Genomic DNA, 25,928 nt, shown 5'->3' on the forward strand with positions numbered 1-25,928 from the left:
CCGAGGGAGAAAGCGAGAACCCATGAAGGCGGTAGTGTTTCACGGCGTCGGCGACATCCGGATGGACGACGTCAAGGAGCCGAAGATCAAGGAGCCGACCGACGCGATCCTCCGGATCACGGCGAGCGCCATCTGCGGGACCGATCTCCACTTCGTCCGCGGCACGATGCCGGGGATGGTGCCGGGCACGGTCCTCGGTCACGAGGCGGTCGGCGTCGTCGAGGAGCTCGGCGCCGACGTGCGGAACCTGAAGAAGGGCGATCGCGTCGTCGTGCCCTCGACGATCGCGTGCGGCTACTGCTCGTACTGTCGCGCCGCGTACTACGCGCAGTGCGACAACACGAACCCGAACGGCAAGCACGCGGGCACGGCGTTCTTCGGCGGCCCCGCCATGTCGGGCCCGTTCGACGGGCTGCAGGCCGAGCTCGCGCGCATCCCCTTCGCGGGCGTCGGCCTCGTCAAGCTGCCGAACGGCGTCAGCGACGACCAGGCCATCCTGCTCTCCGACATCTTCCCGACGGCGTACTTCGGCGCCGAGCTCGCCGAGATCAAGCCCGGCGACACGGTCGCGATCTTCGGCTGCGGCCCCGTCGGCCTGTTCACGATCGCGAGCGCCAAGCTCATGGGCGCGGGGCGCATCCTCGCCGTCGATCGCGTGCCCGACCGGCTCGAGATGGCGCGCGAGCAGGGCGCCGAGACCGTCGACTTCTCCGCCGAGGACCCGATCGAGGCCATCCTGCGCCTCACCGGCGGCATCGGCGTGGACCGGGCGATCGACGCCGTGGGCGTCGACGCCGAGCGCCCGCACGAAGGCCCCGCCCACAAGGAGGCGAAGCAGCAGGCCAAGGCGTTCGACCTCGAGGTCAAGCAGATCGCCCCCAACGCGCGGACCACGGGCGACGCCTTCCGCGCCGGCGACGGGCCGTCGCAGGTGCTGCAGTGGGCCGTCCGGTGCGTGGCCAAGGCGGGGACCATCGCGGTCATCGGCGTCTATCCGCAGACGTCGCGCACGTTCCCCATCGGAGAGGCCATGAACAAGAACCTCACCCTCCAGATGGGCAACTGCAATCACAGGAAGTACATCCCGAAGCTCGTGGACCTCGTGCAGACCGGCCAGGTGGATCCCACCACGATCCTCACCAAGAAAGCGCCCCTGGAGTCGGCTGTCGACGCCTACAAGGCCTTCGATCGGCGAGACGCCGGGTGGGTGAAGGTCGAGCTCCGCCCGTCGCGGGCGGGGGCGCCTGCCCACCTGGACCGCGCCGTCGCATAGCGCGGCGCCGCCTGCTCAAGGCGGCGCCGCGCCCACCCCCCTGAAAGCGGCGCTCAGCTCGGCAGAGCGCTCGGCTCGACGGTGCGCGGCGGCCCGGCGCGCGGCAGCTCGACGATGAACGTCGCCCCGGCGCCGGGCGCGCTCTGGACACGGATCGAGCCGCCGTGCGCCTCCGCGATCCTGCGGCTGATGTACAGCCCGAGCCCCAGCCCGCCGTAGTGCCGGTTGGACACGGCGCGCTCGAAGCGCTCGAAGATCCGCTCCTGGCGCGCCGGATCGACGCCGATCCCGTGATCCCTGACCGAGAGCCACGCTATCCCGGCCTCCTCGCCGAGGACGACCTCGATGGGCTTGCCCGCGCCGAACTTGATCGCATTGGCGAGGAGGTTCGTCACGATCTGATCGACGCGGGAGCGATCCCACCGGCCCACGATCCGGCCGCCGTCCCGGAGCGAGACCGAGCACCCGGCGCGCTCCAGATCGTGCCTGAACCGCGCGACCACGTCGCGGGCGACCTCCCCGAGGTCGACCTCGGCGACGCTGAGCCTCAGCCGAGCCGCGTCGATCTGCGAGACATCGAGGAGCTCGCTGTTCAGGCGGGTCAGGCGCGCTCCCTGCCGCAGCGCGCGGTCGACCTGCCTGCCCATGGCCTGCGGGTCCCAGATCCGACCCGACCGGATGGCCCGCTCCATCGCCTCGAGCGTGAGCGTGAGCGACGTCATCGGCGTGTTGAGCTCGTGCGTCGCGACGGTCAGGAACTCGTCCCGCATCCGGACGGCCTCCTGAGCAGCACGGTAGAGCCGCGAATTGTCGATCGCCATCGCCGCCCGGCGCGCCACTTCCTGCACGAGCTCGAGATCGGCGTCCCCGTAGCGGCGCCCCGGCACGCACGAGACGACGTTCAGCGCCCCGAGCGGTTGTCCCCGCGTCACGAGCGGCACGGTGATGGAGCTCTGTGTCCCGAGCTCGCGGAGGAGCCTCGCGTGCCCGTCGTCCTCGGCGTATCGCCGGAGGACCTCGTCCGAGATCTCGGGGAGCAGGAGCGGCTCACAGTCCCTGACGGCGCGGGCCGCCGGGTGGGGCGAATCCCGGCCAGGAGGGTATCGCCGCCGTAACTCCGCGAGCAAAGGCTGCTTCGCAGGATCTCTGTGGGCCGAGGCCGCGGGTCGGGTCTCTCCACCATCGACGACATCGATGATGCACCAGTCGCAGAACGATCGCACGGACTGCCGCGCGAGCCGCGACAGCGTCTCCCCGTAATCGAGCGATCCGGAGAGGATCGCCCCGGCCTCGGCCAGGAAGGCCGCGCGCCGCTCGGCCGTCTCTGCGGCGGTCCGCGCGGACTGCTCCTTGGCGAGGAGCCGCGCGTTCTCCAGGGAGATCGCCGCCTGCGAGGCGAGGAGCGAGAGCGCGGTGAGCCGATCCCGCGTGAACGCGCCGGCGAGGAGGTTGTTCTCGAGGAAGAGCATGCCCACCACCTCGGCCCGCCTCAGGATGGGCATGCAGAGGAGCGATTTGGGCCGACTCCGCGCGAAGTAGCCGTCGCCGGAGAATGTGCCCGCATCGGCGGCCGCGTCGTGCAGGATGACGCGCTCCCCGGTCCGCCACACGTAGTCGACGAGCGACGAGGGGAGGCGCTGCGAGGAATCCACCGGCGCCGACTCGAGGGTGCTCACCACCGCCCCTCCTTCCTTGAGCGCGGCCTCCGCTTCGATCGAGAGCCTGCCGTCCTGACTCAGGAGGATGCAGGCCCTCTGCGCGCCGCCCTGCTCGAGCACGACCTCGAGCAGCGTGCGCAGGAGCCTGTCGAGGATGATCTCGCCCGAGATGGCCTGCGAGGCCTTGGTCACCGAGAGCAGGTCGAACTGCTCGGGCCGAGCCGCGAAGGTGGCGGTGAACGGGGTGGGCCTCGGCTCGCGGAGGCGCGGATTCTCCCTGTCGATCTGCGCCACCTTGCCGTCAGCGCCCCAGCGGGCGTAGCAGGTCCGCGCGTCGCCGAGGGTTGTGTCGGCGAACCTGTCGAGCCCCCGCGCTCGGTAGAACCGAGACGCGACCTCGCAAGCGACCGCCTCGTTGTGGACGAAGCCGCCATCGTGGGCCGAGCGGATGGCTTCTTCGTAGAGGCGCTCGGCGTCGAGATACCGGCCTTCGATGCGCGCGATCTCGGCGGCGACCAGCGCCGCGCGGTTCCCGAAGTTCTCGGGACAGTTCGTCGCCCAGTTCGCGAGCCGCTCGTGGTGGGCGACGATGGCATCCAGGTGCCGGGGCCGCTCGTCGGCGGTCGCCGCGTCGTGGTGCGCTGCCCGCGCGAGCGCGCCGTAGAAATGGTACTCCGCCGCCTCGAAGAACGACGCCGACGACCCGAGGAGCGGCGCTGCCTTCGACGCCGCCTCGATGGCGGACGCGTGGTCGCCCGCGAAGAAGCGCCCTTGCAGCTTGCGGATCCAGTACCAGCAGGCGGCGACCGTCAGGGTGGGATCGCTCATGACGTGCTGCTCGAACCGGCCCTCGTCGAACTCCGCGTCGTTGAAGGTGGAGAAGTCCGGCGAGAGGCCCCGGAGTGTCCGGATGAGCCGGCGGTTTCCGGTGAAGAGGTCGACGATGAGATCGAACCTCGCCCTCCGCGCGAACTCGAGCTCTCTCTTGGCCTCGCGCTGCACTTCATCGAGCACATCGCCGTCCGAGAGCAGGAGCGAGACCAGGGAGCTGCCGGCATAGGCAACATACGCGAGATCGCCGGTCTCCTGCGCCGCGTCGCGGGCGCGTCGCATGAGCTCGACGCTGGCGCGCAGGTGCCTCGTCCAGGGCAGGACCATGAACGCGAAGGTCGAGTAGACGCGGGCCTTGAAGCGGAGCAGCCCGTGCTTCTCCACCAGATCGAAGCCCAGCTTGCCAAAGCGGTACGCCGCCTGGTAGTCGCCGAAGCGAGGGCCGAGGCACGTGCTGAGGTAGGCGTAGGCGCAGCACGAGGCGTCGCTGTTGCCCTGCGTGATGCTGAGGTTCACGGCGCGACCCAGGATGAGGGCGAGCAGGTTGGCATCGGTGAAGTGCGCTGGCGCTATGGTCGACGTGAGGACGTCCACGGTCGCCCGCGAGACCGGATCGGTCATCGGGGGCAGGTTGATGAGCTCCTCGATCGAGCGGCTCCCGAGCCGCTCCCATACCCCCTCGTATTCCCTCTGGACCTCCTCGTCCGTCGGGTGCGGCGACCACGAGACGCCGACGCGCCGGAGGTATTCAAGGCAGGCCCCGACGGCGCGGTCGCTCCAGGTGAGGGTCGTGAAGAGCTCGACGCGCGTGCGCGCGACGGAGGCCGCCTCGACGAGGTCCCGCGCGCGGCGCCAGAGCGAGGAGAGCCGCTCCTCCGCCGCCGGGGCGCCGGTGACGATCTCGCACTCGGCCAGGTGGAGCTCGATCGCGAAGGCGAGCTCGTACCGCGTGTCCCAGCTCTCCCCGCCCAGGAGCTCGGCGCCGACGGTGAGATAGCTCAGCGCCGAGGCGTAGGCCGTGGCTCTCCTGGCGCGCTCGCCCGCGACGAGGTTGAGCTCGGCCACACGCTCGCGCTCCTCTCGCGCCGTGATCAGCGCGGCGCCGCGGTTGAGCTGGCTCACGATCTCGAAGATCTTTTCCTCGAGCTCCTCGGGCGGCGTCCGCGACGAGAGCAGGCGGCCGATCTCGAGGTGCATCGCCGCCCGCTCGCCCTCGGGGATGAGCGAATAGGCCGCCTCCTGGATGCGGTCATGGAGAAACCTGTACGTGCCATCCGTGCGGAGGACGAGCCCTGCGCGGACGGCCTCCCAGAGGACCGCGTGCAACGCCCCCTCCGAGCGGCCATGAACCATCGCCAGGGGCGCGATCTCGGCGGAGTTTCCCAGACAAGCGAGCTGCTTCAATGCGTCCTGGGTGCTGGCAGGGAGCCGCATGAGCTTCCCGACCATCAGGGCCACCACGTTGTCGGTGAAGCCCTTGGCACGGATCTTCGTGAGGTCCCACCGCCAGACCTCTGCGTAGACGTCGAACTCGATCAGGCGCTCCTCGTGGAGCGCCATGAAAAACTGGATCGCGAAGAAGGGATTGCCAGCCGTCTTCTCGTGGACGAGGTCCGAGAGCGGCGCGGCGTCCTCGCGGCGGCAGTGGAGCGTGTCGCTGACGAGCGTGGCGAGGTGCTCGCGGGAGAGCGGGCCGAGCACGATCTCCGAGACGCTCGCGCCCCCCTTCCGCATCTGATCGAGCGCCAGCATCAGCGGGTGGAAACGGGTCACCTCGTTGTCGCGGTACGCGCCGATGACGAGCAGACAGCGCGTCTCGGGATCCGTCATCAGATCCTCGAGGAGCCCGAGGCTCGCCGGATCGGCCCACTGGAGATCGTCGAGAAAGAGCGCGAGGGGGCGCGCCTTCCGGGTGAACACCCCGATGAAACGCCGGAACACGACGCGGAACCGGCTCTGCGCCTCGGCCAGCGGCAGCGCGGCGACCGGCGGTTGCCGCCCGATGACGAGCTCGACCTGCGGGATCACGTCCACGATGAGCTGTCCGTTGATCCCGAGGGCGGCGCGCAGCCGATCCCGGACGGCCGCGAGCCGCTCCTCGCTCTCGGCGAGGAGCTCGAGCACCAGCTCCCGGAAGGCCTGGACGATCGTCGAGTACGGGATATCGCGCCTCTGCTGGTCGAACTTCCCCGAGATGAAGAATCCCCGCTCGCGGACGATCGGCTTGTGCAGCTCGCTCACCAGCGCAGACTTGCCGATCCCGGAATAGCCCGAGACGAGGACGGTCTCGGGGGATCCCGTGCCGACCACGCGCTCGAAGGCGGAGAGCAGCGCGACGACCTCGTCCTCGCGACCATAGAGCTTCTGAGGGATCTGGAAGCGGCCCGAGACATCGTGCGCCGCCAGGGGGAACGGCTCGAGCTTGCCGGTGGCCCGGAGCTCGACCAGGCACCGCTCCAGGTCGTGCTGGAGGCTGCTGGCGGTCTGGTAGCGATCCTCCGCCATCTTGGCGAGGAGCTTCAGGACGATCGCGGAGAGGATCTCGGGCAGCTCCGGGACGTGCGCGGAGGGCGGATGCGGGGCGCGGGCGACATGGCAGTGCACCCACTCGGGTGGGTCCCGCGCCTCGAACGGCAGGCGCCCGGTGAGCATCTCGTAGAAGGTGACGCCAAGGGCGTAGAGATCGGCGCGGCTGTCGATCGCCCGGTTCATTCGCCCTGTCTGCTCCGGGGACAGGTACGGCAAGGAGCCCTCGATGAGCCGCGCAGGCCCCGCCGGCGCCTGCTCGCGGGAGAGGCAGGACGCCAGGCCGAAGTCGGTGAGCTTGACCTGGCCGGTGGCCGCGTTGACGAGGATGTTCTGCGGTTTGAGATCCTTGTGAAGGATGCCCCGCTCGTGGAGCGCCGCCACGCCGGCCACGATGCGGACCGCGAGGTCGAGGAACCGCTCGGTTTGCATCGGCGCGCCGATGAAGTGATCGAGCGACTCGCCGCCGAAATCCTCCATGACGAGCGCCGGCACCCCCTCGTACGTCTCGAGGGCCAGCGGCTTCACGATGGCCTCGTGGTTCAGCATCTTGCCGATCGCGTACTCGTTCTTCAGGTGCTCGACGTCCTGCGGGCGGCTGCGCCTCGGGTCGATGATCTTCAAGATCACCGAGCGGCCATCGGCGCTCCGGACCGCTCGGAGCAGGCGGGTCCTCAGGCCCTCGTGGAGGGTCTCGACGATCGTGTATGGCGAGGCGGTGCTCACCCCCATGGGGAAGGCACTCCGTGGAGCGCTGGCGCCCGGCGGCCTGGCGGCCCCTGGGGGCTGCCGTCAGCGCCGGAGCGCTCGAGTCCGCGCGCCTTGCCGAGACGACGTAACCACACGATCGGCGTGAGCGCATGGCGCCCGCCGGGGACCGCATTCTCTGTCACGGCCTCCCACGATCGTGTCACCTCAGCACCCCCTCGATCGATAGGTACCACGGGTCAGGCCCGGCAGTTCCGCGGTGCACGTCGCGGGCCCCGACGAGCAGGGAGCTCCATGCTCTCGTGAACGCCCGCCCGCATCCTTCGGCACCCGCATCCGCCGCCGCCTGCAGCTGGGCTACCCGCTCGACGCTGCGCGTCTCTCCATCTCCGTGCGCGGGGGTCCCGCACGCGGGAGCTCGACGATGAACGTCGCCCCGGCGCCGAGCGCGCTCTCGACGCGGATCGACCCGCCGTGCGCCTCCGCGATCCTGCGGCTGATGTACAGCCCGAGCCCCAGCCCGCCGTAGTGCCTGTCCGACACCGCGCGCTCGAACCGCTCGAAGATCTGCCCCTGGCGCGCCGGGTCGATCCCGATCCCGTGGTCCCGGACCGAGAGCCGCGCCGTCCCCGCCTCCTCGTCGACGGAGATCTCCACGGGCTTGCCCGCCCCGAACTTGATCGCGTTTGCGAGCAGGTTCGAGACGATCTGGTCCACGCGGGAACCATCCCAGAGGCCCACGATCCGGCCGCACTCCCGCAGCGAGACCGAGCACCCGGCGCGCGCCAGATCCAGCTTGAATCGCGCGAGCACGTCGCGGACGACCGCCCCGAGGTCCACCTCCTCGACCTCGAGCGAGAGCCGATCCCCGTGGATCCGCGAGACGTCGAGCAGCTCCCTGTTCAGGCGGGTCAAGCGCGCCGCCTGCCGCAGCGCGCGGTCGACCTGCCGGCCCAAGGCCTGGGGGTCCCAGGAGCGGCCCGCTCGCAGCGCCCTATCCACGGACTCGAGCGTCAGCGTGAGCGACGTCAACGGCGTGTTGAGCTCGTGCGTCGCCACGGTCAGGAACTCGTCCCGCGCACGGATGGCCTCCTGGGCAGTGTGGTAGAGCCGCGCATTGTCGATCGCGATGGCGGCCCGGCGCGCCACTTCCTGGATGAGCTCGAGGTCGGCGCCCCCGTAGCGGCGCCCCGGCGCGGACGAGGCGACGCTCAGCACCCCGATCGCCTGTCCCCGCGCCACGAGCGGTACGGTGATGAAGCTGTGGGTCCCGAGCTCGCGAATGAGCCTCGCCTTCCCGTCGTCCTCGCAGTAGTCCCGGAGGACTGCCTCGGAGACTTCGGGGACCAGGAGTGGCTCGCCGCTCCGCAGGACCCTGGCCGCCGGGCGGGGCGAATCCCGGCGAGGAGGATATCGCCGCTCTAGCTCCTCGAACAACGACTCCTTCGCAGGGTCTCTGTGTGCCCATGAGATCCGCCGGATCTCTCCGTCTTCCACCAGGTCGATCATGCACCAGTCGCAGAGCGATCGCACCGATAGCCGTGCGAGGCGCGAGAGCGTCTCGGCGTAATCGAGCGACCCGGCGAGGATCTCCCCGGCCTCGGCCAGGAAGGCCGCGCGCCGCTCCGACGCCTCGGCCGCGGTCCGCGCGGCCTGCTCCGTGGAGAGCAGCCGCGCGTTCTCCAGGGAGATCGCTGCTTGCGTGGCGAGGAGCGAGAGGGCGGTGAGCCGATCCTGCGTGAACGCGCCGGCGAGGAGGTTGTTCTCGAGATAGAGCAGACCCACCACCTCGGCCTGCCTCAGGATGGGCACGCAGAGAAGCGACTTGGGCCTAACCTGCGTGAAGTACTCGTCGCCGGAGAACTTGCCCGCGTCGGCGGCGGCGTCGCTCAGGATGACGCGCTCCTTCGTCCGCTGCACATAGCGGACGAGCGACATGGGGACGCGCCGCGAGAGCTCCTCCGCCTTCGGCGGGAGGAGGGTCGTCGCCGCCCCGTTCTCTTCGAGGGTGGCCTCCGCTCCGATGGAGAGGCGCTCGTCCTGGCACAGGAGGATGCAAGCCCTCTGTGCGCCGCCCTGCTCGAGGACGACCGTGAGCAGCGTGCGGAGCAGCTTGTCGAGGACGATCTCGCTCGACAGGCTCTGCGATGCCTTGGTCACCGAGAGCAGGTCGAGCTGCTCGGACCGCGCCGCGAAGGTGGCGGCCTGGGCGAGCGGCCTCGTATCCCAGAGGTGCGGATTCTGCTGGTCGATCTGCTGGACCTTGCCGTCCGCCCCCCAGCGGGCGTAACAGGCGCGCGCCTCGCGGAGGTACGTGGCGGCGATCAGGTCGAACCCTCGCGCCCGGTAAAACCTCGACGCGATCTCGTAGGCGAGCGCCTCGTTGTGGACGAAGCCGCTCTCGCGCGCGGCGCGGATCGCCTGCTCGTACAGCTGCGCCGCCTTCTCCCATTCGCTGTCGACGCGCGCGACCTCGGCGCCGACCAGCGCCGCGCGATGGAGGAAGTTCTCGGGGCAGCTCGAAGCCCAGACCTTGAGCTGCTCGTGGTGCGCGAGGAGCTCCATGACATCCTGGGGCCGCTCGCCGGCAAATGGAGGTGCCGCGTCGTGGCGCGCTGCCCGCGCGAGCGCGCTGAAAAAGTGGTGCTCGGCGACCTCGGGGAACGACGGCGACGTCCAGAGGAGCCGCTGCGCCTTCGCGGTGGCCTCGAGGGCAGAGGCGTAGTCACCTGCGTAAAAACGCGCTCGCAGCTTGCAGATCCAGTACCAGCACGCGGCGATCGAGAGGCGCGGATCGCCCTCGAGGTGCCGCTCGAACCGGCCCTCGTCGAAGTGGTCATCGTTGAAGGAGGCGAAATCCGGCAAGAGCCCCCGGAGCGTCCGGATGAGCCTGAGCTTTCCGGTGATGGAGTCGACAATGAGGCCGAACTTGGCCTTCCGCGTGAACTCGAGCGCGCGCTCGGCCTCTCGCTGCACCTCGCCGAGCAAATCTCCTTCGATGAGGAGGAGACTGATCAAGGCGTCGCACAGATAGGACGAATACGTGAGATCGCCGGCCTCCTGCGCCGCGTGAAAGGCGCGCCGCAATGGATCGAGGCTGGTGCGCACGTGCCTCGTCCAGGGGTTGACGGCGTACCAGAAGGCCAGATAGACGCGGGCCTTGAAGCGGAGCATCGCGCGCTTCTCCACCAGGTCGAGGCCGAGCCTGCCGAAGCGGAACCCCGCCCGGTAGTCGCCGAAGCGTGGCCCGAGGAGCGAGCCGAGCCGGACGTACGCGAGGCACGATGCGTCGCTGTTGCCATGCTCGAGGCTGAGGTTCACCATGCGAGCGACCACGAGGATCAGCAGGTTCTGGTCGGAGAAGCAGGCCGGCCCCTCGCACCACGAGAGGACGTCGATGGTCGTGCGGCAGTCCGGATCGGTCATCGGGGGTAAGTCGAAGAGCTCCTCGATCGGGCGGCCCTCGAGCTTTTTCAAAATCCGCTCGTACTCCTGCCGGACCTCCGCGTCCGACGGGTGCGGCGACCACTCGACGCCGACGCGCCGGAGGTATTCGAGGCATGCCTCCACGCTGCGGTCGATCTGATCCAGGGTCGTGTAAACGGCCATGCGCGCGCACGTGACGGCGCCGAAGTCGACGAGGTTCCGGGCGCGGCGCGAGAGCACAGAGAGCCGCTCCTCCGCCGCCGAGAGCTCGCCGGTCAGGAACTCACACTCGGCCCGGTGGAGCTCGAGCGCGAAGATGAGCTCGTAGCGGAGGGACCAGCCGTCCTCGGCCAGGAGCGCCGCGCCAGCGGTGAGGTACGCCAGCGCCGACGCATAGGCGGTCGACGCCTTGGCGCGCTTGCCCGCGACGAGGTTGAGCTCGGCGACCCGTTCTCGCTCCTCCCACGACGTGATGAGCCCGACGCCGCGGTTGAGCTGGTTCACGACCTCGAAGATCTTCTCCTCGAGGTCCTCCGGCGCCGTGCGCGACGCGAGAAGCCTGCCTAACTCGAGGTGCATCGCCGCCCGCTCGTCTTCGGGGATGAGCGAATAGGCGGCGTCCTGGACCCAGTCGTGGAGGAACTTGTACGTGTCGTCCAGGCGCAGGACCAGCCCCGCGCGGACGGCCTCCCAGAGCTGCGCGTGCATGTCCTCCTCCGAGCCGCCATGAACCAGCGCCAGCAGGGCGACGTCTGCGGTGTTTCCCAGGCAGGCGAGCTGCGTCAGCGCTCCCTGGGCGCCCTCCGGCAGCCGCGCGAGCTTGCCGACCATCAGGGCCGCCACGTTGTCGGTGAAGCCCTTTTCGCGGATCCTCGCAACGTCCCACCGGAAGGCCTCGGCCCGCTCGTCGAATTCGATCAGCCGCTCTTCGTGCAGCGCCGTGAGGAACTGGATCGCGAAGAAGGGGTTGCCGGCCGTCTTCTCGTGGACCAGGTTCGACAGCGGCGCGGCGTCTTCGCGGGAGCAGTGGAGCGCGTCGCTGACGAGCGCGGCGAGGTGCTCTCGGGAGAGCGGGCCGAGCACGATGTCCGAGATGCGCGCGCCCTCCTTCCGCAGCTGGTCGAGCGCCAGCGTGAGCGGGTGCGAGGGAGGCACCTCGTTGTCGCGGTACGCGCCGATGACGAGCAGATGGCGCGTCTCGGGGTGCGTCACCAGATCATGAAGGAGGCCGAGGCTCGCCGAATCGGGCCACTGGAGGTCGTCGAGAAAGAGCGCGAGGGGGTGCTCCTTCCGGGCGAACACCCCGATGAAGCGCCGGAAGACGACGCGGAACCGGTTCTGCGCCTCGGTCAACGGGAGCTCTGGAACCGGCGGTTGCCGGCCGATGACGAGCTCGACCTGGGGGATGACCTCCACCATGAGCTGTCCGTTGATCCCGAGGGCGTCGAGCAGCCGCTGCCTCCAGGCCGCCATCTGGTCCTCGTTCTCGGCGAGGATCTCGAGCACGGCCTCCCGGAAGGCCTGGACGAGCGTCGAGTATGGGATATCGCGCTTGTATGGATCGAACTTGCCCGAAAGGAAGAGGGCTCGCTCCCGGATGACCGGCCTGTAGAGCTCGTAGACCAGCGCCGACTTGCCGATGCCGGAATAGCCGGAGACCAGGACGAGCTCGGGGGATCCCGTGCCCACCACGCGCTCGAACGCGCGCAGCAGCGCAGCGACGTCGTGGTCGCGATTGTAGAGCTTCTGAGGGATCTGCAAGCGGCTGGAGACATCGCGCTCGGCCAGGGGAAAGGGCTCGATGCCGCCGGTGGCTCGCCACTGCGAAAGGCACCGATCGAGGTCGTGCTTGAGGCCGCGGGCGGTCTGGTAACGATCCTCCGCCATCTTGGCCAGGAGCTTCAGGACGAGCGCCGAGACGACCTCGGGCAGCTGCGGGACGAGCGTGGAGAGCGGCGGCGGGGCGCGGGCGACGTGGCAGTGCACCCACTCGAGCGGGTCGCGCGCCTCGAACGGCAGGCGCCCGGTGAGCATCTCGTAGAACGTGACGCCGAGAGCATAGAGGTCGGTGCGGCTGTCGATCGCCCGGTTCATCCGCCCCGTCTGCTCCGGAGACAGGTACGGCAAGGAGCCCTCGATGAGCCGGGGAGGCCCTGCCGGCGGCTGCTCGCGGGGGAGGCGGGACGCGAGGCCGAGGTCGGTGAGCTTGACCTGGCCGGTGGCTGCGTTGACGAGGATGTTCTGGGGCTTGAGATCCTTGTGGATGATGTCCCGCTGGTGGAGCTCCGCCACGGCGGCCACGATACGAACCGCGAGGTCGAGGAACCGCTCGACCTCCACGGGCACATCCATGAAGTGGTCGAGGAACGCGCCGCCGAAATCCTCAAGGACGAGCGCCGGCAGCCCGTCGTACATCTCGAGGGCGAGCGGCGCCACGATGGCCTCGTGGTTCAGCATCGTGCCAATCGCGTACTCGTGCTTCAGGCGCTCGATGTCCTTCGGGCGGCTGCGCCGCGGGTCGAGGACCTTCAAGATCACCGAGCGGCCATCGGCGTTCCGGACCGCACGAAGCAGGCTGGTCCTTTGGCCCTCGTGGAGGGTCTCGGTGACCGTGTAGGGGGAGGCAGTCTTCATGGGGAAGACACACCGTGAAGCGCCGGCGTCCGGCGGCTTGGCGGGACATGGCGGCTGTCGTCGACGCCGGAGCGGTCGAGTCCGCGCACCTCTCCGACACGGCCCAACCATACGACCGGACTGAGCGCCTGGCTCCCGCCCGGCAGCACGCTTCCAGCCAAGTTCTCCCTCAGTCGTACCTCCATCTCTATCGGACTATAGTATGAAGGATGCCCGGCCAACGCGAGCGCCTGGGCGGCGGCGCTCAGCCCGACAGGGAGCTCGGCTCGAACGCGCGCGGGGGCCCCGCACGCGGGAGCTCGACGATGAACGTCGCCCCGGCGCCGAGCGCGCTCTCGACACGGATCGAGCCGCCGTGCGCCTCCGCGATCCTGCGGCTGAGGTACAGGCCGAGCCCCAGCCCGCCGTAGTGCCTGTCGGACACCGCCCGCTCGAAGCGCTCGATGATCTGCCCCTGGCGCGCCGGGTCGATCCCGATCCCGTGATCCTGGACCGAGAGCCGCGCCGTCCCTGCCGCCTCCCCGACTGAGATCTCCACGGGCTTGCCCGCCCCGAACTTGATCGCGTTGGCGAGCAGGTTCGAGACGAGGCACCGATCCGAAGCTCGTCGATCCCATCGGCGCGCAGGGCGAGCAGGTCGGCGGCGGGCTCAATGATTATCTGAACGGCTATGCCTTGAAGATCCAGGGCGATTATTCCTACATCTTCGGCAAGGATGCCTCTGAAGGCCGCCACGTCGGTCGCCTCCAGCTCGATGCCACGTTCTGAAGTCTGAAGGGGAAGGACGGTCCCGGAGAGCGCGCTCTCCGGGGCCGGGGCGCTCGGCGCGGCGCGCTGACGACGACCTGCGCGCTGGCCTGCGGGCGCCCAGGCCGGCCAGGCCAGGCCGGCCAAACCAGGCCAGGAGCGTGCACCGGGCGTTGGAGAGCGCGAAAATCCGAGGTGCCGTGCGCGGCTCCGTTCTTGCCAGGACGTTCCTCCCCGGCGCAGTCGACTGCGCCGTTTCAGGGAAGGAGTTCACCATGGCTCGTTCATTCACCTCCCAGGATCTCGTCGCTCTCCCGCGCCTCAACGCCGCCGAGTCGGTCGTGCTTGCCACGGAGCTCATCACGGTGGCTGACGCCAGGGAGCGGCAGCTCAAGCCGAAGAAGCTCCCGGAGGCGATCGGTCGATCGAAAGGACGCCTCGCCGCGGCGGTCGCCACGCTCGAGACGCTCACCCGGCCGCAAGGGGGCGATCCGGTGGAGACGAAGACCAAGCCGAAGGCCGATCGCATCCTCGACAACGCGTGGAGCGCGACGTTCGACTGGCTCGGAGGCTGGTGCAAGCTCCCGCCGGAGCAGAACCCGAGCATCGACGACGCGAAGGAGCTTTTCAAGATCCTCTATCCGGACGGCCTCTCCTTCACCCGGCTCCCGTACAAGCTCGAATGGAAGGAGTCGAAGGCGCGCCTCGACGCGATCCGCGGCGCGCGGCACGACAGGACGTTCAAGAAGCTCGGCGGCGAGGGCTTCCTGGCCCACCTGGAGGAGGCGCACGAGGCTTACGGCAGGGCGCTGCACATCACCACGCCGAAGCCCGAGAGCGCTCCGACGGGCGACGTGCGCGCCGCGTTTCTGGCGACGCTCGCAGCCCTTCGCGACTATGCGACCCGGGTCGCCGCGCACGCGGACCCGGACGTGCCCGGCAGCGAGGAGGTCAGCGCGGCGCTGCTCGCGCCGCTCGCGGCGTGGGACTCGCGGCCGGTTGGATCGAGCGGCGAGGCCAGCGACGCCGCCGAGGCGCCCGCCGCGCCGCCGGTGGAGGCGGAAGAGGAGCCGCTGGCCGATCCGGCGTGAGCCGAGCGCGCATCCGCGCGGCGGCTCGCTTTCTCTCCAAGAGCTGAGCCGACGGCGCCCCCGAGGTGGACCGGCCCTCGGCGCTCCGCGCCTTTCAGCGGGGGTTTCGGCGCGGTCGCCGCGGGCTCCCGAGCTCCATGACGAGGCCCATCCCCCAGAGGCTTTCTCCAGAGCAGCGATGGGCTCTTCGACGGACAACCCGCAAGGCCGTGGCCGAACCTGAGAGGCTACGACTCGGACCCATGGCGTGCTCTCGTGGATGCCGTCGAGGACGCGCCCGAAGGCGAGAGCGAGCTCGCGACCGCCGAGGCGGCAGCGCGCGAATTCTGGGACTCGCTCTACCGGGAGGCCCCGCCGTGGGACAGCGACCCAGCGAAGATGCACTGGCTCGCGGCGGTCCGCGCAGCGCGACGAAAGGGGCTGTCCGGTGATGTTCCGCCGGACAAGTGGTCATAGCTCGCTGGACAGGCCCTGCGCCGTGGCCATCGTGATTCTGCTCGCGTCCAAAAGCGCCGCCTGAACGGGCTTCGTGGCCGCACCTTCGGAGCAGCCCGGCCCGCGGCGCCCGTCGCGCCGCCCATCGAGGCGCCGCCGGAAGCGGACGAGCAGATCCCGGCCGATCCGATGCGAGAGGCGCCTGCGGTTGTGATGCGGTTCACGTTCTCGAAAATAGTCGAGCGTTCTTCATGAGATACGTCTCCGCCGACCACAACGCGTTGTGGTCGCGGGCGAGCGCGGTCGCGGGGGGACCAGGTCGCGTTGTGGTCGCGGGCGAGCGCGCTCGCGAGGGGACCAGGATGCATTGTGGTCGCGGGCGAGCGCGCTCGCGAGGGGACCAGGATGCATTGTGGTCGCGGGCGAGCGCGCTCGCGAGGGGACCAGGGCGCGTTGTGGTCGCGGGCGAGCGCGCTCGCGAGGGGACCAGGACGCGTTGTGGTCACGGGCGACCGAGCTCGCGAGGGGACCAGGACGATTTGTAGTCGCGGGCGAGCGCGCTCGCAGGGGGACCAGGACGCGTTGGCCGGCGGAGGCGAACCGCAGCCCGGATGGGGCTGTGCGGCAGGCCATGGAGCAGGTGCGTCCGTGCCCGCCGGCATCGACAAGGTGGACGACGTCACGCGCGGAGCACGCTACGCGCCCGATCAGTCCCGCCCGAAGTCGCCGTCGGTGGGGGCTGCGATGTGAACACCCGCGGAGACGAGGGGTTGCGTTCGCAGGGAGGTCGGCGCGCCGTGACGTCCGTCGTCGCTGTCGCGCTCTGCGCATGGATGGCGAGCATGCTGAGCGCATGCGGTGCTTACTCCGACTCTTGCTGGGAAGCGCTGGCGTGCGCCCCGGATCCGGAGCCTCCGCCCGACCCGTGCGAGGGAGAGCCCGGCAGCGCGCCGGCCCTGGATGAATGTGGGGTGTTCGTCAGCGCGTCGTCAGGCGACGACGGGAGTCCTGGCACGAAGGACGCGCCGGTGAAGACCTTGCAACGCGCGATCGGGCTCGCCACACGGAACGAGGGAGAACCATGAGCATGCCCCGAGCGACCTATCTGTCTCTCGTCTTCCCGCTCCTCGTGGCCGGGTGCGGCACCGCACCCGTCGCAGTCGACCCTGGCGGAGCCTCGTGCGACGGCACCTCGTCGTGCCACGATGAGGCGCCGCCGGAGTCGTTCTGCCTCGAGCGTCTCGCCGCCGACGTGCTTGAGGACGGGTGCGGCGTGTTCGTGGCCAACTTCGTCTTCGGCGGCGGCGATGACGCGAACCCCGGCACGCGGGAGAAGCCGGTGCGCACGCTCCAGCGCGGCATCGAGCTAGCTCGCACGGGGCGAGGGCGCGTGTTCTCGTGCCACGACGGCTTCTACGGTCCCCTCACCTTGCCCTCGGGCGTGGATCTCATCGGGGGGTACAATTGCTTGGATTGGACGCGCCAGCGCGATTCGCACACCATCGTTCAGCACGACGAGATCCGCGAGCGCGATGAGTTTCTCCTCACCGTCGAACCGGCGAGCGCCGGGGACACAGGCGCAGCGGACGGGATCTCGACGATCGTCGACGTGGACTTCTTTGCGAACAGCCCCATCGCGATCCTGGCTCGATCCAACACCGCGGTGGAGATCACCCGGAGCACGATTCGCGCCTACTACGGATTCGGGGGCCGCGATGGCGAGGAGCGGTCGGGGCTGAACCGCGCCCCTGGCGGCGCGCACGGGAAGTATGGCGGCGACGCGTGCTCGGCGGAGACCGTGGCCGGCGGGCCTGCCGTGATGAACCCTTGTGACGGCGGGATCCCGAGCGCCGGCGGCAAGGGCGGGGACGGGCTGCCCGGCGGCGCCGAGGACGGAGCCGACGGCGCGCCGGATCCGATGTGGGGTCCCCCGGGCTACGGAAGCGGAGGAGACGGGGACCCGCCGGGCACCGGCTGCGCGGACGGGAGAGTCGGCCTCTCCGGCCTGCAAGGCGCCGCCGGTGCCGCGGGCGAAGGCATCGGGCGCATCAGCGAGACAGGGTGGGAAGGCGACAAGGCCGGCGACGGCGACCGGGGCATGCCGGGCCAGGGCGGCGGCGGGGGCGGCGGCCGCCGGGGCGGGCTCAGCGTGTGCGGCGCAGCGTCGAAGGGCGGCGCGGGGGGCGGCTCGGGCGGGGCCGGCGGCTGCGGCGGTCGAGGCGGCCGAGGGGGCGAAAACGGCCATCCGAGCATCGGCATCGTCGCGCTCCATGCCCGGGTGACCGTGCGCGACAGCGAGATCGAGACGCTCCAGGCCGGCACGGGCGGCGACGGAGGGCCGCCCGAGAAGGGCGGCAGACCCGGCCGAGGCGCGCCGGGCGGCGCGCTGGGGGATGGCACGTACGGCTGTAACGGGGGCAACGGCGGCGACGGGGGCCCCGGCGGCTACGGCGGCCCCGGGCGCGGCGCCGACTCGATCGGCATCGCCTACCTCGATGAGGACCAGCTCACGGTGGAGGGCGTCGCCTTCACGCTGGGACCGCCGGGCGAGGGCGGCATCAGCTGGGACCAGGAGGGGAACATGATCACGGGAGAGGACGGCGTGGCCGTCAAGACGCTTCGGTTTCCCGAATAGGCGGACTGAACAGGCGGAGTCGACCCGAGGCGCTCCCCTCCGCGAGCTCTCCGGCAGCCAATCGCCCCCGCCGTCGCGGCGGGCGAGCTCCCGCTTGTCCTCCGCGCCGCCTCGGCATTAGCCTCCTCACGCGATGCCGCTCGCCCGCCCCGCTCAGCTCGGCAGAGCGCTCGGATCGACCGAGCGCGGCGGCCCAGCGCGCGGCAGTTCGACGATGAACGTCGCCCCGGCGCCGGGCGCGCTCTGGACACGGATCGAGCCGCCGTGCGCCTCCGCGATCCTGCGGCTGATGTACAGCCCGAGCCCCAGCCCGCCGTAGTGCCGGTTGGACACGGCGCGCTCGAAGCGCTCGAAGATCCGCTCCTGGCGCGCCGGATCGACGCCGATCCCGTGATCCCTGACCGAGAGCCGCGCCATCCCGGCCTCCTCGCCGAGGACGACCTCGATGGGCTTGCCCGCGCCGAACTTGATCGCATTGGCGAGGAGGTTCGTCACGATCTGATCGACGCGGGAGCGATCCCACCGGCCCACGATCCGGCCGCCGTCCCGGAGCGAGACCGAGCACCCGGCGCGCTCCAGATCGTGCCTGAATCGCGCGAGCACGTCGCGGGCGACCTCCCTGAGGTCGACCTCCGCGACGCTGAGCCTCAGCCGAGCCGCGTCGATCTGCGAGACATCGAGGAGCTCGCTGTTCAGGCGGGTCAGGCGCGCTCCCTGCCGCAGCGCGCGGTCGACCTGCCTACCCATGGCCTGCGGGTCCCAGATCCGACCCGACCGGATGGCCCGCTCCATCGCCTCGAGCGTGAGCGTGAGCGACGTCATCGGCGTGTTGAGCTCGTGCGTCGCCACGGTCAGGAACTCGTCCCGCATCCGGACGGCCTCCTGAGCAGCACGGTAGAGCCGCGAATTGTCGATCGCCATCGCCGCCCGGCGCGCCACTTCCTGCACGAACTCGAGATCGGCGTCCTCGTAGCGGCGCCCCGGCACGGACGAGACGACGTTCAGCGCCCCGAGCGGTTGTCCCCGCGCCACGAGCGGCACGGTGATGGAGCTCTGTGCGCCGAGCTCGCGGAGGAGCCTCGCGTGCCCGTCGTCCTCGGCGTATCCCCGGATGACTTCGTCGGAGATCTCGGGGAGCAGGAGCGGCTCACGGTCCCTGAGGACGCCGGCCGCCGGGTGGGGCGAATCCCGGCCAGGAGGGTATCGCCGCCGTAACTCCGCGAGCAAAGGCTCCTTCGCGGGATCTCTGTGGGCCCAGGCCGCGGGCCGGGTCTCTCCACCTTCCACGACGTCGATGATGCACCAGTCGCAGAACGATCGCACCGACAGCCGCGCGAGCCGCGACAGCGTCTCGCTGCAATCGAGCGATCCAGAGAGTATCTCCCCCGCCTCGGCCAGGCATGCCGCGCGCCGCACGGCCGTCTCTGCCGCGGTCCGCGCGGACTGCTCCTTGGCGAGGAGCCGCGCGTTCTCCAGGGAGATCGCCGCCTGCGAGGCGAGGAGCGAGAGGGCGGTGAGCCGGTCCTGCGTGAACGCGCCGGCGAGGAGGTTGTTCTCGAGGAAGAGCAGGCCCACCGCCTCGGCCCGCCTCAGGATGGGCACGCAGAGGAGCGATTTGGGCCGATTCTGCGCGAAGTAGACGTCGCCGGAGAATGTGCCCGCATCGGCGGCCGCGTCGTGCAGGATGACGCGCTCCTTGGTCCGCCACACGTAGTCGACGAGCGACGAGGGGAGGCGCTGCGAGGAATCCACCGGCCCCGACTCGAGGGTGCTCACAACCGCCCCTCCTTCCTTGAGCGCGGCCTCCGCCTCGATCGAGAGCTTGCCGTCCTGACTCAGGAGGATGCAGGCCCTCTGCGCGCCGCCCTGCTCGAGCACGACCTCGAGCAGCGTGCGCAGGAGCTTGTCGAGGATGATCTCGCCCGAGATGGCCTGCGAGGCCTTGGTCACCGAGAGCAGGTCGAGTTGCTCGGGCCGAGCCGCGAACGTGGCGGTGAACGGGGTGGGCCTCGGCTCGCGGAAGCGCGGATTCTCCCTGTCGATCTGCGCCACCTTGCCGCGGGCGCCCCAGCGGGCGTAGCAGGTCCGCGCGTCGCCGAGGGTTGTGTCGGCGAACCTGTCGAACCCCTGTGCTCGGTAGAACCGAGACGCGACCTCGCAAGCGACCGCCTCGTTGTGGACGAAGCCGCCATCGTGGGCCGAGCGGATGGCTTCTTCGTAGAGGCGCTCGGCGTCGAGATACCGACCCTCGATGCGCGCGATCTCGGCGGCGACCAGCGCCGCGCGGTTCCCGAAGTTCTCGGGACAGTTCGTCGCCCAGTTCGCGAGCCGCTCGTGGTGGGCGACGACGGCATCGAGGTGCCGGGGCCGCTCGTCGGCGGTCGCCGCGTCGTGGTGCGCTGCCCGCGCGAGCGCGCTATAGAAATGGTACTCCGCCGCCTCGAAGAACGCCGCTGACGACGGGAGGAGCTGCTCTGCCTTCGACGCCGCCTCGATGGCGGAGGCGTGGTCGCCCGCATAGAAGCGCGCTTGCAGCTTGCGGATCCAGTACCAGCAGGCGGCGACCGTCAGGGTGGGATCGCTCATGACGTGCTGCTCGAACCGGCCCTCGTCGAACTCCGCGTCGTTGAAGGAGGAGAAGTCCGGCGAGAGGCCCCGGAGCGCCCGGATGAGCCGGCGGTTGCCGGTGTAGAGGTCGACGATGAGATCGAACCTCGCCCTCCGCGCGAACTCGAGCTCTCTCTCGGCTTCGCGCTGCACTTCATCGAGCACATCGCCGCCCGAGAGCAGGAGCGAGACCAGGGAGCTGCCGGTATAGGCAACATACGCGAGATCGCCGGTCTCCTGCGCCACGTCGCGGGCGCGTCGCATGAGCTCGACGCTGGCGCGCAGGTGCCTCGTCCAGGGCAGGACCATGAACGCGAAGGTCGCGTAGACGCGGGCCTTGAAGCGGAGCAGCCCGTGCTTCTCCACCAGATCGAAGCCCAGCTTGCCAAAGCGGTACGCCGCCTGGTAGTCGCCGAAGCGAGGGCCGAGGCACGTGCTGAGGTAGACATAGGCGAAGCACGAGGCGTCGCTGTTCCCATGCGCGATGCTGAGGTTCACGGCGCGACCCAGGATGAGGGCGAGCAGATTGGCATCGGTGAAGAGCGCTGGCGCTATGGTCGACGTGAGGACGTCCATGATCGCCCGCGAGACCGGATCGGTCATCGGGGGCAGGTCGATGAGCTCCTCGATCGAGCGGCTCTCGAGCCGCTCCCATAGCCGCTCGAACTCCCGCTGGACCTCCTCGTCCGCCGGGTGCGGCGACCACGCGACGCCGACGCGCAGGAGGTATTCAAGGCACGCCCCGACAGCGCGGTCACTCCAGGTGAGGGTCGTGAAGAGCTCGACGCGCGCGCGGGCGACGGCGGCCGCCTCGACGAGGTCCCGCGCGCGGCGCCAGAGCATGGAGAGCCGCTCCTCCGCCGCCGGGGCGCCGGTGACAATCTCGCACTCGGCCAGGTGGAGCTCGATCGCGAAGGCGAGCTCGTACCGCGTGTCCCAGCTCTCCCCGCCCAGGAGCTCGGCGCCGACCGCGAGATAGTTCAGCGCCGAGCCGTAGGCCGTGGCTCTCCTGGCGCGCTCGCCGGCGACGAGGTTGAGCTCGGCCACACGCTCGCGCTCCTCCCGCGCCGTGATCAGCGCCGCGCCGCGGTTGAGCTGGTTCACGATCTCGAAGATCTTCTCCTCGAGCTCCTCGGGCGGCGTCCGCGAGGAGAGCAGACGGCCGATCTCGAGGTGCATCGCCGCCCGCTCGTCCTCGGGGATGAGCGAATAGGCCGCCTCCTGGACGCGGTCGTGCAGAAACCTGTACGCGCCGTCCGTGCGGAGGACGAGCCCTGCGCGGACGGCCTCCCAGAGAGCCGCGTGCGACGCCGCCTCCGAGCGGCCATGAACCATCGCCAGGAGCGCGATCTCTGCGGAGTTTCCCAGACAGGCGAGCTGCTTCAATATTTCCTGGGTGCTGGCAGGGAGCCGCATGAGCTTCCCGACCATCAGGGCCACCACGTTGTCGGTGAATTCCTTGGCGCGGATCTTCGTGACGTCCCACCGCCAGGCCTCGGCGTATACGTCGAACTCGATCAGGCGCTCCTCGTGGAGCGCCGTGAGAAACTGGATCGCGAAGAAGGGATTACCGGCCGTCTTCTCGTGGACGAGGTCCGAGAGCGGCGCGGCGTCCTCGCGGCGGCAGTGGAGCGTGTCGCTGACGAGCGTGGCGAGGTGCTCGCGGGAGAGCGGGCCGAGCACGATCTCCGAGACGCTCGCGCCCCCGTTCCGCATCTGATCGAGCGCCAGCATGAGCGGGTGCGAGGGGGTCACCTCGTTGTCGCGGTACGCACCGATGACGAGCAGACACCGCGTCTCGGGGTGCGTCATCAGATCCGCGAGGAGCCCGAGGCTGGCCGGATCGGCCCACTGGAGATCGTCGAGAAAGAGCGCGAGGGGGTGCTCCTTCCGGGTGAATACCCCGATGAAGCGCCGGAACACGACGCGGAACCGGCTCTGCGCCTCGGTCGGCGGCAGCGCGGCGACCGGCGGCTGCCGCCCGATGACGAGCTCGACCTGCGGGATCACGTCCACGATGAGCTGTCCGTTGACCCCGAGGGCGGCGAGCAGCCGCTCCCGGACGACCGCGAGCCGCTCCTCGCTCTCGGCGAGGAGCTCGAGCACCAGCTCCCGGAAGGCCTGGACGATCGTCGAGTACGGGATATCGCGCTTCTGCTGGTCGAACTTCCCCGAGAGGAAGAATCCCCGCTCGCGGACGATCGGCTTGTGCAGCTCGCTCACCAGCGCAGACTTGCCGACCCCGGAATAGCCCGAGACCAGGACGATCTCCGGGGCTGCCGTGCCGACCACGCGCTCGAACGCGGACAGCAGCGCGGCGACCTCGTCCTCGCGGCCATAGAGCCTCTGAGGGATCTGGAAGCGGCCGGAGACGTCGCGCTCGGCCAGAGGGAACGGATCGAGCCTGCCGGTGGCCCGGAGCTCGGCCAAGCACCGCTCGAGGTCATGGTGCAGGCTGCTCGCGGTCTGGTAGCGATCCTCCGCCATCTTGGCCAGGAGCTTCAGGACGATCGCGGAGAGGATCTCGGGCAGCTCCGGGACGTGCGCGGAGGGCGGCTGCGGCTCGCGGGCGACATGGCAGTGCACCCACTCGGGTGGGTCCCGCGCCTCGAACGGCAGGCGCCCGGTGAGCATCTCGTAGAACGTCACGCCGAGCGCATAGAGGTCGGCGCGGCTGTCGATCGCCCGGTTCATTCGCCCTGTCTGCTCCGGAGACAGGTACGGCAACGAGCCCTCGATGAGCCGGGGAGGGCCCGCCGGCGGCTGCTCTCGAGAGAGGCAGGACGCGATGCCGAAGTCGGCGAGCTTGACCTGGCCGGTGGCGGTGTTGACGAGGATGTTCTGGGGCTTGAGATCCTTGTGAATGATGCCGCGCTCGTGGAGCTCCGCCACACCGGCCACGATACGCGCCGCGAGGTCGAGGAACCGCTCGGTTTGCATCGGCGCGCCGATGAAGTGATCGAGCGACTCGCCGCCGAAATCCTCCATGACGAGCGCTGGCAGCCCCTCATACGTCTCGAGGGCGAGCGGCGTCACGATGGCCTCGTGATTCAGCATCTTGCCGATCGCGTACTCGTTCTTCAGGTGCTCGACGTCCTGCGGGCGGCTGCGCCTCGGGTCGATGACCTTCAAGATCACCGAGCGGCCATCGGCGCTCCGGACCGCGCGGAGCAGGCTGGTCCTCTGGCCCTCGTGGAGGGTCTCGATGATCGTGTATGGCGAGGCGGTGCTCATCCCCATGGGGAAGGCACTCCGTGAAGCGCTGGCGCCCGGCGGCCTGGCGGCCCCTGGGGGCCGCCGTCGACGCCGGAGCGCTCGAGTCCGCGCGCCTCGCCGAGACGACGCAGCCACACGACCGGCGTGAGCGCATGGCGCCCGCCGGGGACCGCATTCTCTGTCACGGCCTCCCACGATCGTGTCACCCCAGCACCCCCTTTATCGATAGGTACCACGGGTCAGGCCCGACAGTTCCGCGGTGCACGTCGCGGGCCCCGACGAGCAGGGACCTCCATGCTGGCCGCTGCCTGCGCGAGCGCTCGCCGCGGCGATCAGGCGGGCTTCGCTGCGCGTCGCGCTCGGGCCGGGGCACGCTGCCGGACGGCGATCGCGGCCTTCAGGCCCGCCCGCAGGTCCCGGAAGGTCTCCACGCCCGACCAGTCGAGCCCGAGCTGCGTGAGCGCCTGCGCCATGGCCGGCGAGATGCCCACGAACGAGCACGCCGCGCCGAGCAGCCGCGCCGCCCGGACGGCCTTGAGCAGGTAGCCCGAGACGATCTCGTCCGCGACCGACACGCCCGTCACGTCGAGGATCACGCGGGCCCCGGGCGCGCGCGAGCTGCCGGTGTCGTTGTGAGAGAGCCCATGAGCGAGGCAGCCGATGAGCTCGTTCAGCAGCTTGTACTCCGCCGTCTCGGCCAGGGCCGTCCCGTCGTTGATCGGAGACCTGCGGTTCGCCGGGGGACGCAAAGGGAGCTCAACGATGAACGCTTCCTCTGCTGTCCCGATTCGCTGTTCTCGGACGGTGATCCATGCCGAGGCGGCCTGCTTGCGCACGCCGACGTGAATGGGCCGACGCCTGCCGTACTTCATCGCGTTCGACAGGCGGTTGAGCAGGACCTGCTCCAGGCGGGACGTATCCGAGTACCCCACCACCGGCTCGTCCATCTCGATCTCTGTCGAGCAGCCGGCCGCCGAGAGTTGCGGGGCCATCCGCTCGACGATCTCGCGGTCGGGGCGCGTGCGACGTCGCAGTGCACCCACTCGGGTGGTCCTGACCACCACGCGCATGACGGGCAAGGGCGTCGCGGGGTAGCCTCCCGGCCATGAGCGGACCACGTCCTGCCGCCCGCCTCGCCGCCCGCCCCGACCCCGCCGCCCGCCCTGACCCCGGCGTTGCGCCCGCCGCCCGCGCCGTCGACCGCGGCGCCGCTCCCTCCGCCGAGCGCCGCCTCGACCCTGCCGACCGCGCCCGCGCCGCGCTGCGCGCCGGGCGCATCGCGGCGCTGACCGCCGGCGGCCTCGCCCTCGGCAAGCTCGTCGCCGGCCAGCTCGGCCAGTCGATGGCCGTGACCGCGAGCGCCGTCGACTCGCTCACGGATCTCTTCGCCTCCTCCGCGAACGCCCTCGCCATCCAGCTGGCGCACGCCGCGCCCGACCGCTCGCACCCGTTCGGCCACGCGAAGATCGAGACGCTCGCGACCGCCGGTCAGGGCCTGCTCATCGGCGGCTCGGGGGTCTACCTGCTCATCGAGGGGATCCGGCGGCTGCTCTCGCCCGAGCCGCTCCGCCTCGCCGCCGTCACGCTCGGCGCGATGGCCGCCGCCGCGCTCGTCACCGCGGCGCTCGTGGCCTACCTCGGCCGCGTCGCCGCGCGCACCGGCTCGAGCGCGATCCAGGCCGACGCCGTCCACTACCGCACCGACATCGCCGCGAACCTCGCGGTCCTCGCCGGCGTCGCCCTCACGTACGCGACGGGCCTCTCCCGCATCGACGGCGTCCTCTCGGTCGCGGTCGCCGTCTACATCCTCACGTCCGCGGGGACCCTCCTCCGGCTCGGCGTGCGCGACCTCATCGACACGAGCGCCCCGGAGGAGCGCGTCGGCGCCATCGAGGCCGCGCTCGACGCCATGCGCGCGCGCGGCGAGCTCCTCGGCCACCACGCGCTGCGCACGCGGATCGCCGGACACACGCTGTTCGTCGAGGTGCACATCGAGCTCGCGGGCGACCTCCCCCTCGCCCGCGCGCACGCCACCGGCGACCGCGCGCGCGACGCCATCCTCGCCATCGAGCCTGACGCAGAGGTGCTCGTGCACATCGACGTGGAGCGCGACGAGCCGGCGTGAGGACGCCTGGCAGCGC

11 protein-coding genes are annotated in these 25,928 nt (G+C 70.4%); 6 read left to right on the forward strand and 5 right to left on the reverse strand.

Annotation, left to right across the window (positions count from 1 at the left end; translation table 11 throughout):
• The first annotated feature begins 22 nt into the window (after positions 1–22).
• Positions 23–1,273 carry a zinc-dependent alcohol dehydrogenase gene (locus tag WME73_RS23475; protein WP_437917125.1) on the forward strand — a complete coding sequence of 417 codons (1,251 nt, stop codon included), beginning with the start codon at positions 23–25 and terminating at the stop codon, positions 1,271–1,273.
• A 53-nt stretch (positions 1,274–1,326) separates the two neighbouring features.
• Here WME73_RS23475 and WME73_RS23480 read toward each other — a convergent pair whose 3' ends face one another.
• The 3 genes from WME73_RS23480 to WME73_RS23490 form a co-directional block, all read right to left on the reverse strand.
• The gene (locus WME73_RS23480; protein ID WP_437917126.1) at positions 1,327–7,020 is read right to left on the reverse strand and encodes a sensor histidine kinase; all 5,694 of its coding nucleotides are present in this window, start codon (positions 7,018–7,020) and stop codon (positions 1,327–1,329) included.
• Between the two features lie 333 nt (positions 7,021–7,353).
• Positions 7,354–13,056, reverse strand: coding sequence for a sensor histidine kinase (locus WME73_RS23485; protein WP_437917127.1), 5,703 nt, complete (start codon positions 13,054–13,056; stop codon positions 7,354–7,356).
• Positions 13,057–13,300: 244 nt separating this feature from the next.
• On the reverse strand, positions 13,301–13,633 hold the full coding sequence (locus WME73_RS23490; protein ID WP_437917423.1) for a sensor histidine kinase: 333 nt from the start codon (positions 13,631–13,633) through the stop codon (positions 13,301–13,303).
• A 445-nt stretch (positions 13,634–14,078) separates the two neighbouring features.
• Here WME73_RS23490 and WME73_RS23495 point away from each other — a divergent pair, with 445 nt between their 5' ends.
• The 4 genes from WME73_RS23495 to WME73_RS23510 all read left to right on the forward strand — a co-directional run bounded on the left by WME73_RS23495 (position 14,079) and on the right by WME73_RS23510 (position 17,964).
• Positions 14,079–14,894: a hypothetical protein gene (locus WME73_RS23495; RefSeq protein ID WP_437917128.1), complete on the forward strand. Its 816-nt coding sequence runs from the start codon at positions 14,079–14,081 to the stop codon at positions 14,892–14,894.
• Between the two features lie 255 nt (positions 14,895–15,149).
• A complete protein-coding gene (locus tag WME73_RS23500) occupies positions 15,150–15,350 on the forward strand; it encodes a hypothetical protein (protein WP_437747617.1) in 201 nt (66 codons plus the stop codon).
• 776 nt (positions 15,351–16,126) lie between these two features.
• The gene (locus WME73_RS23505; RefSeq protein ID WP_437917129.1) at positions 16,127–16,414 is read left to right on the forward strand and encodes a hypothetical protein; all 288 of its coding nucleotides are present in this window, start codon (positions 16,127–16,129) and stop codon (positions 16,412–16,414) included.
• Positions 16,411–17,964 (forward strand): hypothetical protein, encoded by a 1,554-nt coding sequence (locus tag WME73_RS23510; RefSeq protein ID WP_437917130.1) that lies wholly within the window; start codon positions 16,411–16,413, stop codon positions 17,962–17,964. The genes WME73_RS23505 and WME73_RS23510 overlap by 4 nt, the downstream gene beginning before the upstream one ends.
• Positions 17,965–18,117: 153 nt before the next feature.
• Here the strand turns inward: WME73_RS23510 and WME73_RS23515 are convergent, their stop codons facing one another.
• On the reverse strand, positions 18,118–23,811 hold the full coding sequence (locus WME73_RS23515; protein ID WP_437917131.1) for a sensor histidine kinase: 5,694 nt from the start codon (positions 23,809–23,811) through the stop codon (positions 18,118–18,120).
• 308 nt (positions 23,812–24,119) lie between these two features.
• On the reverse strand, positions 24,120–24,779 hold the full coding sequence (locus WME73_RS23520) for an STAS domain-containing protein (RefSeq protein ID WP_437917132.1): 660 nt from the start codon (positions 24,777–24,779) through the stop codon (positions 24,120–24,122).
• A 113-nt stretch (positions 24,780–24,892) separates the two neighbouring features.
• Here WME73_RS23520 and WME73_RS23525 point away from each other — a divergent pair, with 113 nt between their 5' ends.
• Positions 24,893–25,912, forward strand: coding sequence for a cation diffusion facilitator family transporter (locus WME73_RS23525; RefSeq protein ID WP_437917133.1), 1,020 nt, complete (start codon positions 24,893–24,895; stop codon positions 25,910–25,912).
• Positions 25,913–25,928 lie beyond the last annotated feature (16 nt).

It is taken from the genome of Sorangium sp. So ce302 (assembly GCF_051530145.1).
In the GTDB taxonomy this organism is placed as follows: Bacteria; Myxococcota_A; Polyangia; order Polyangiales; family Polyangiaceae; genus Sorangium; species Sorangium cellulosum_B.

Excerpts from the sequence above, each read along its gene's own strand:
- WME73_RS23475 (WP_437917125.1), top strand. The coding sequence starts at position 23 with ATGAAGGCGGTAGTGTTTCACGGCGTCGGCGACATCCGGATGGACGAC.
- WME73_RS23480 (WP_437917126.1), bottom strand. The coding sequence starts at position 7,020 with ATGGGGGTGAGCACCGCCTCGCCATACACGATCGTCGAGACCCTCCAC.
- WME73_RS23485 (WP_437917127.1), bottom strand. The coding sequence starts at position 13,056 with ATGAAGACTGCCTCCCCCTACACGGTCACCGAGACCCTCCACGAGGGC.
- WME73_RS23495 (WP_437917128.1), top strand. The coding sequence starts at position 14,079 with ATGGCTCGTTCATTCACCTCCCAGGATCTCGTCGCTCTCCCGCGCCTC.
- WME73_RS23510 (WP_437917130.1), top strand. The coding sequence starts at position 16,411 with ATGAGCATGCCCCGAGCGACCTATCTGTCTCTCGTCTTCCCGCTCCTC.
- WME73_RS23515 (WP_437917131.1), bottom strand. The coding sequence starts at position 23,811 with ATGGGGATGAGCACCGCCTCGCCATACACGATCATCGAGACCCTCCAC.
- WME73_RS23520 (WP_437917132.1), bottom strand. The coding sequence starts at position 24,779 with ATGGCCCCGCAACTCTCGGCGGCCGGCTGCTCGACAGAGATCGAGATG.
- WME73_RS23525 (WP_437917133.1), top strand. The coding sequence starts at position 24,893 with ATGAGCGGACCACGTCCTGCCGCCCGCCTCGCCGCCCGCCCCGACCCC.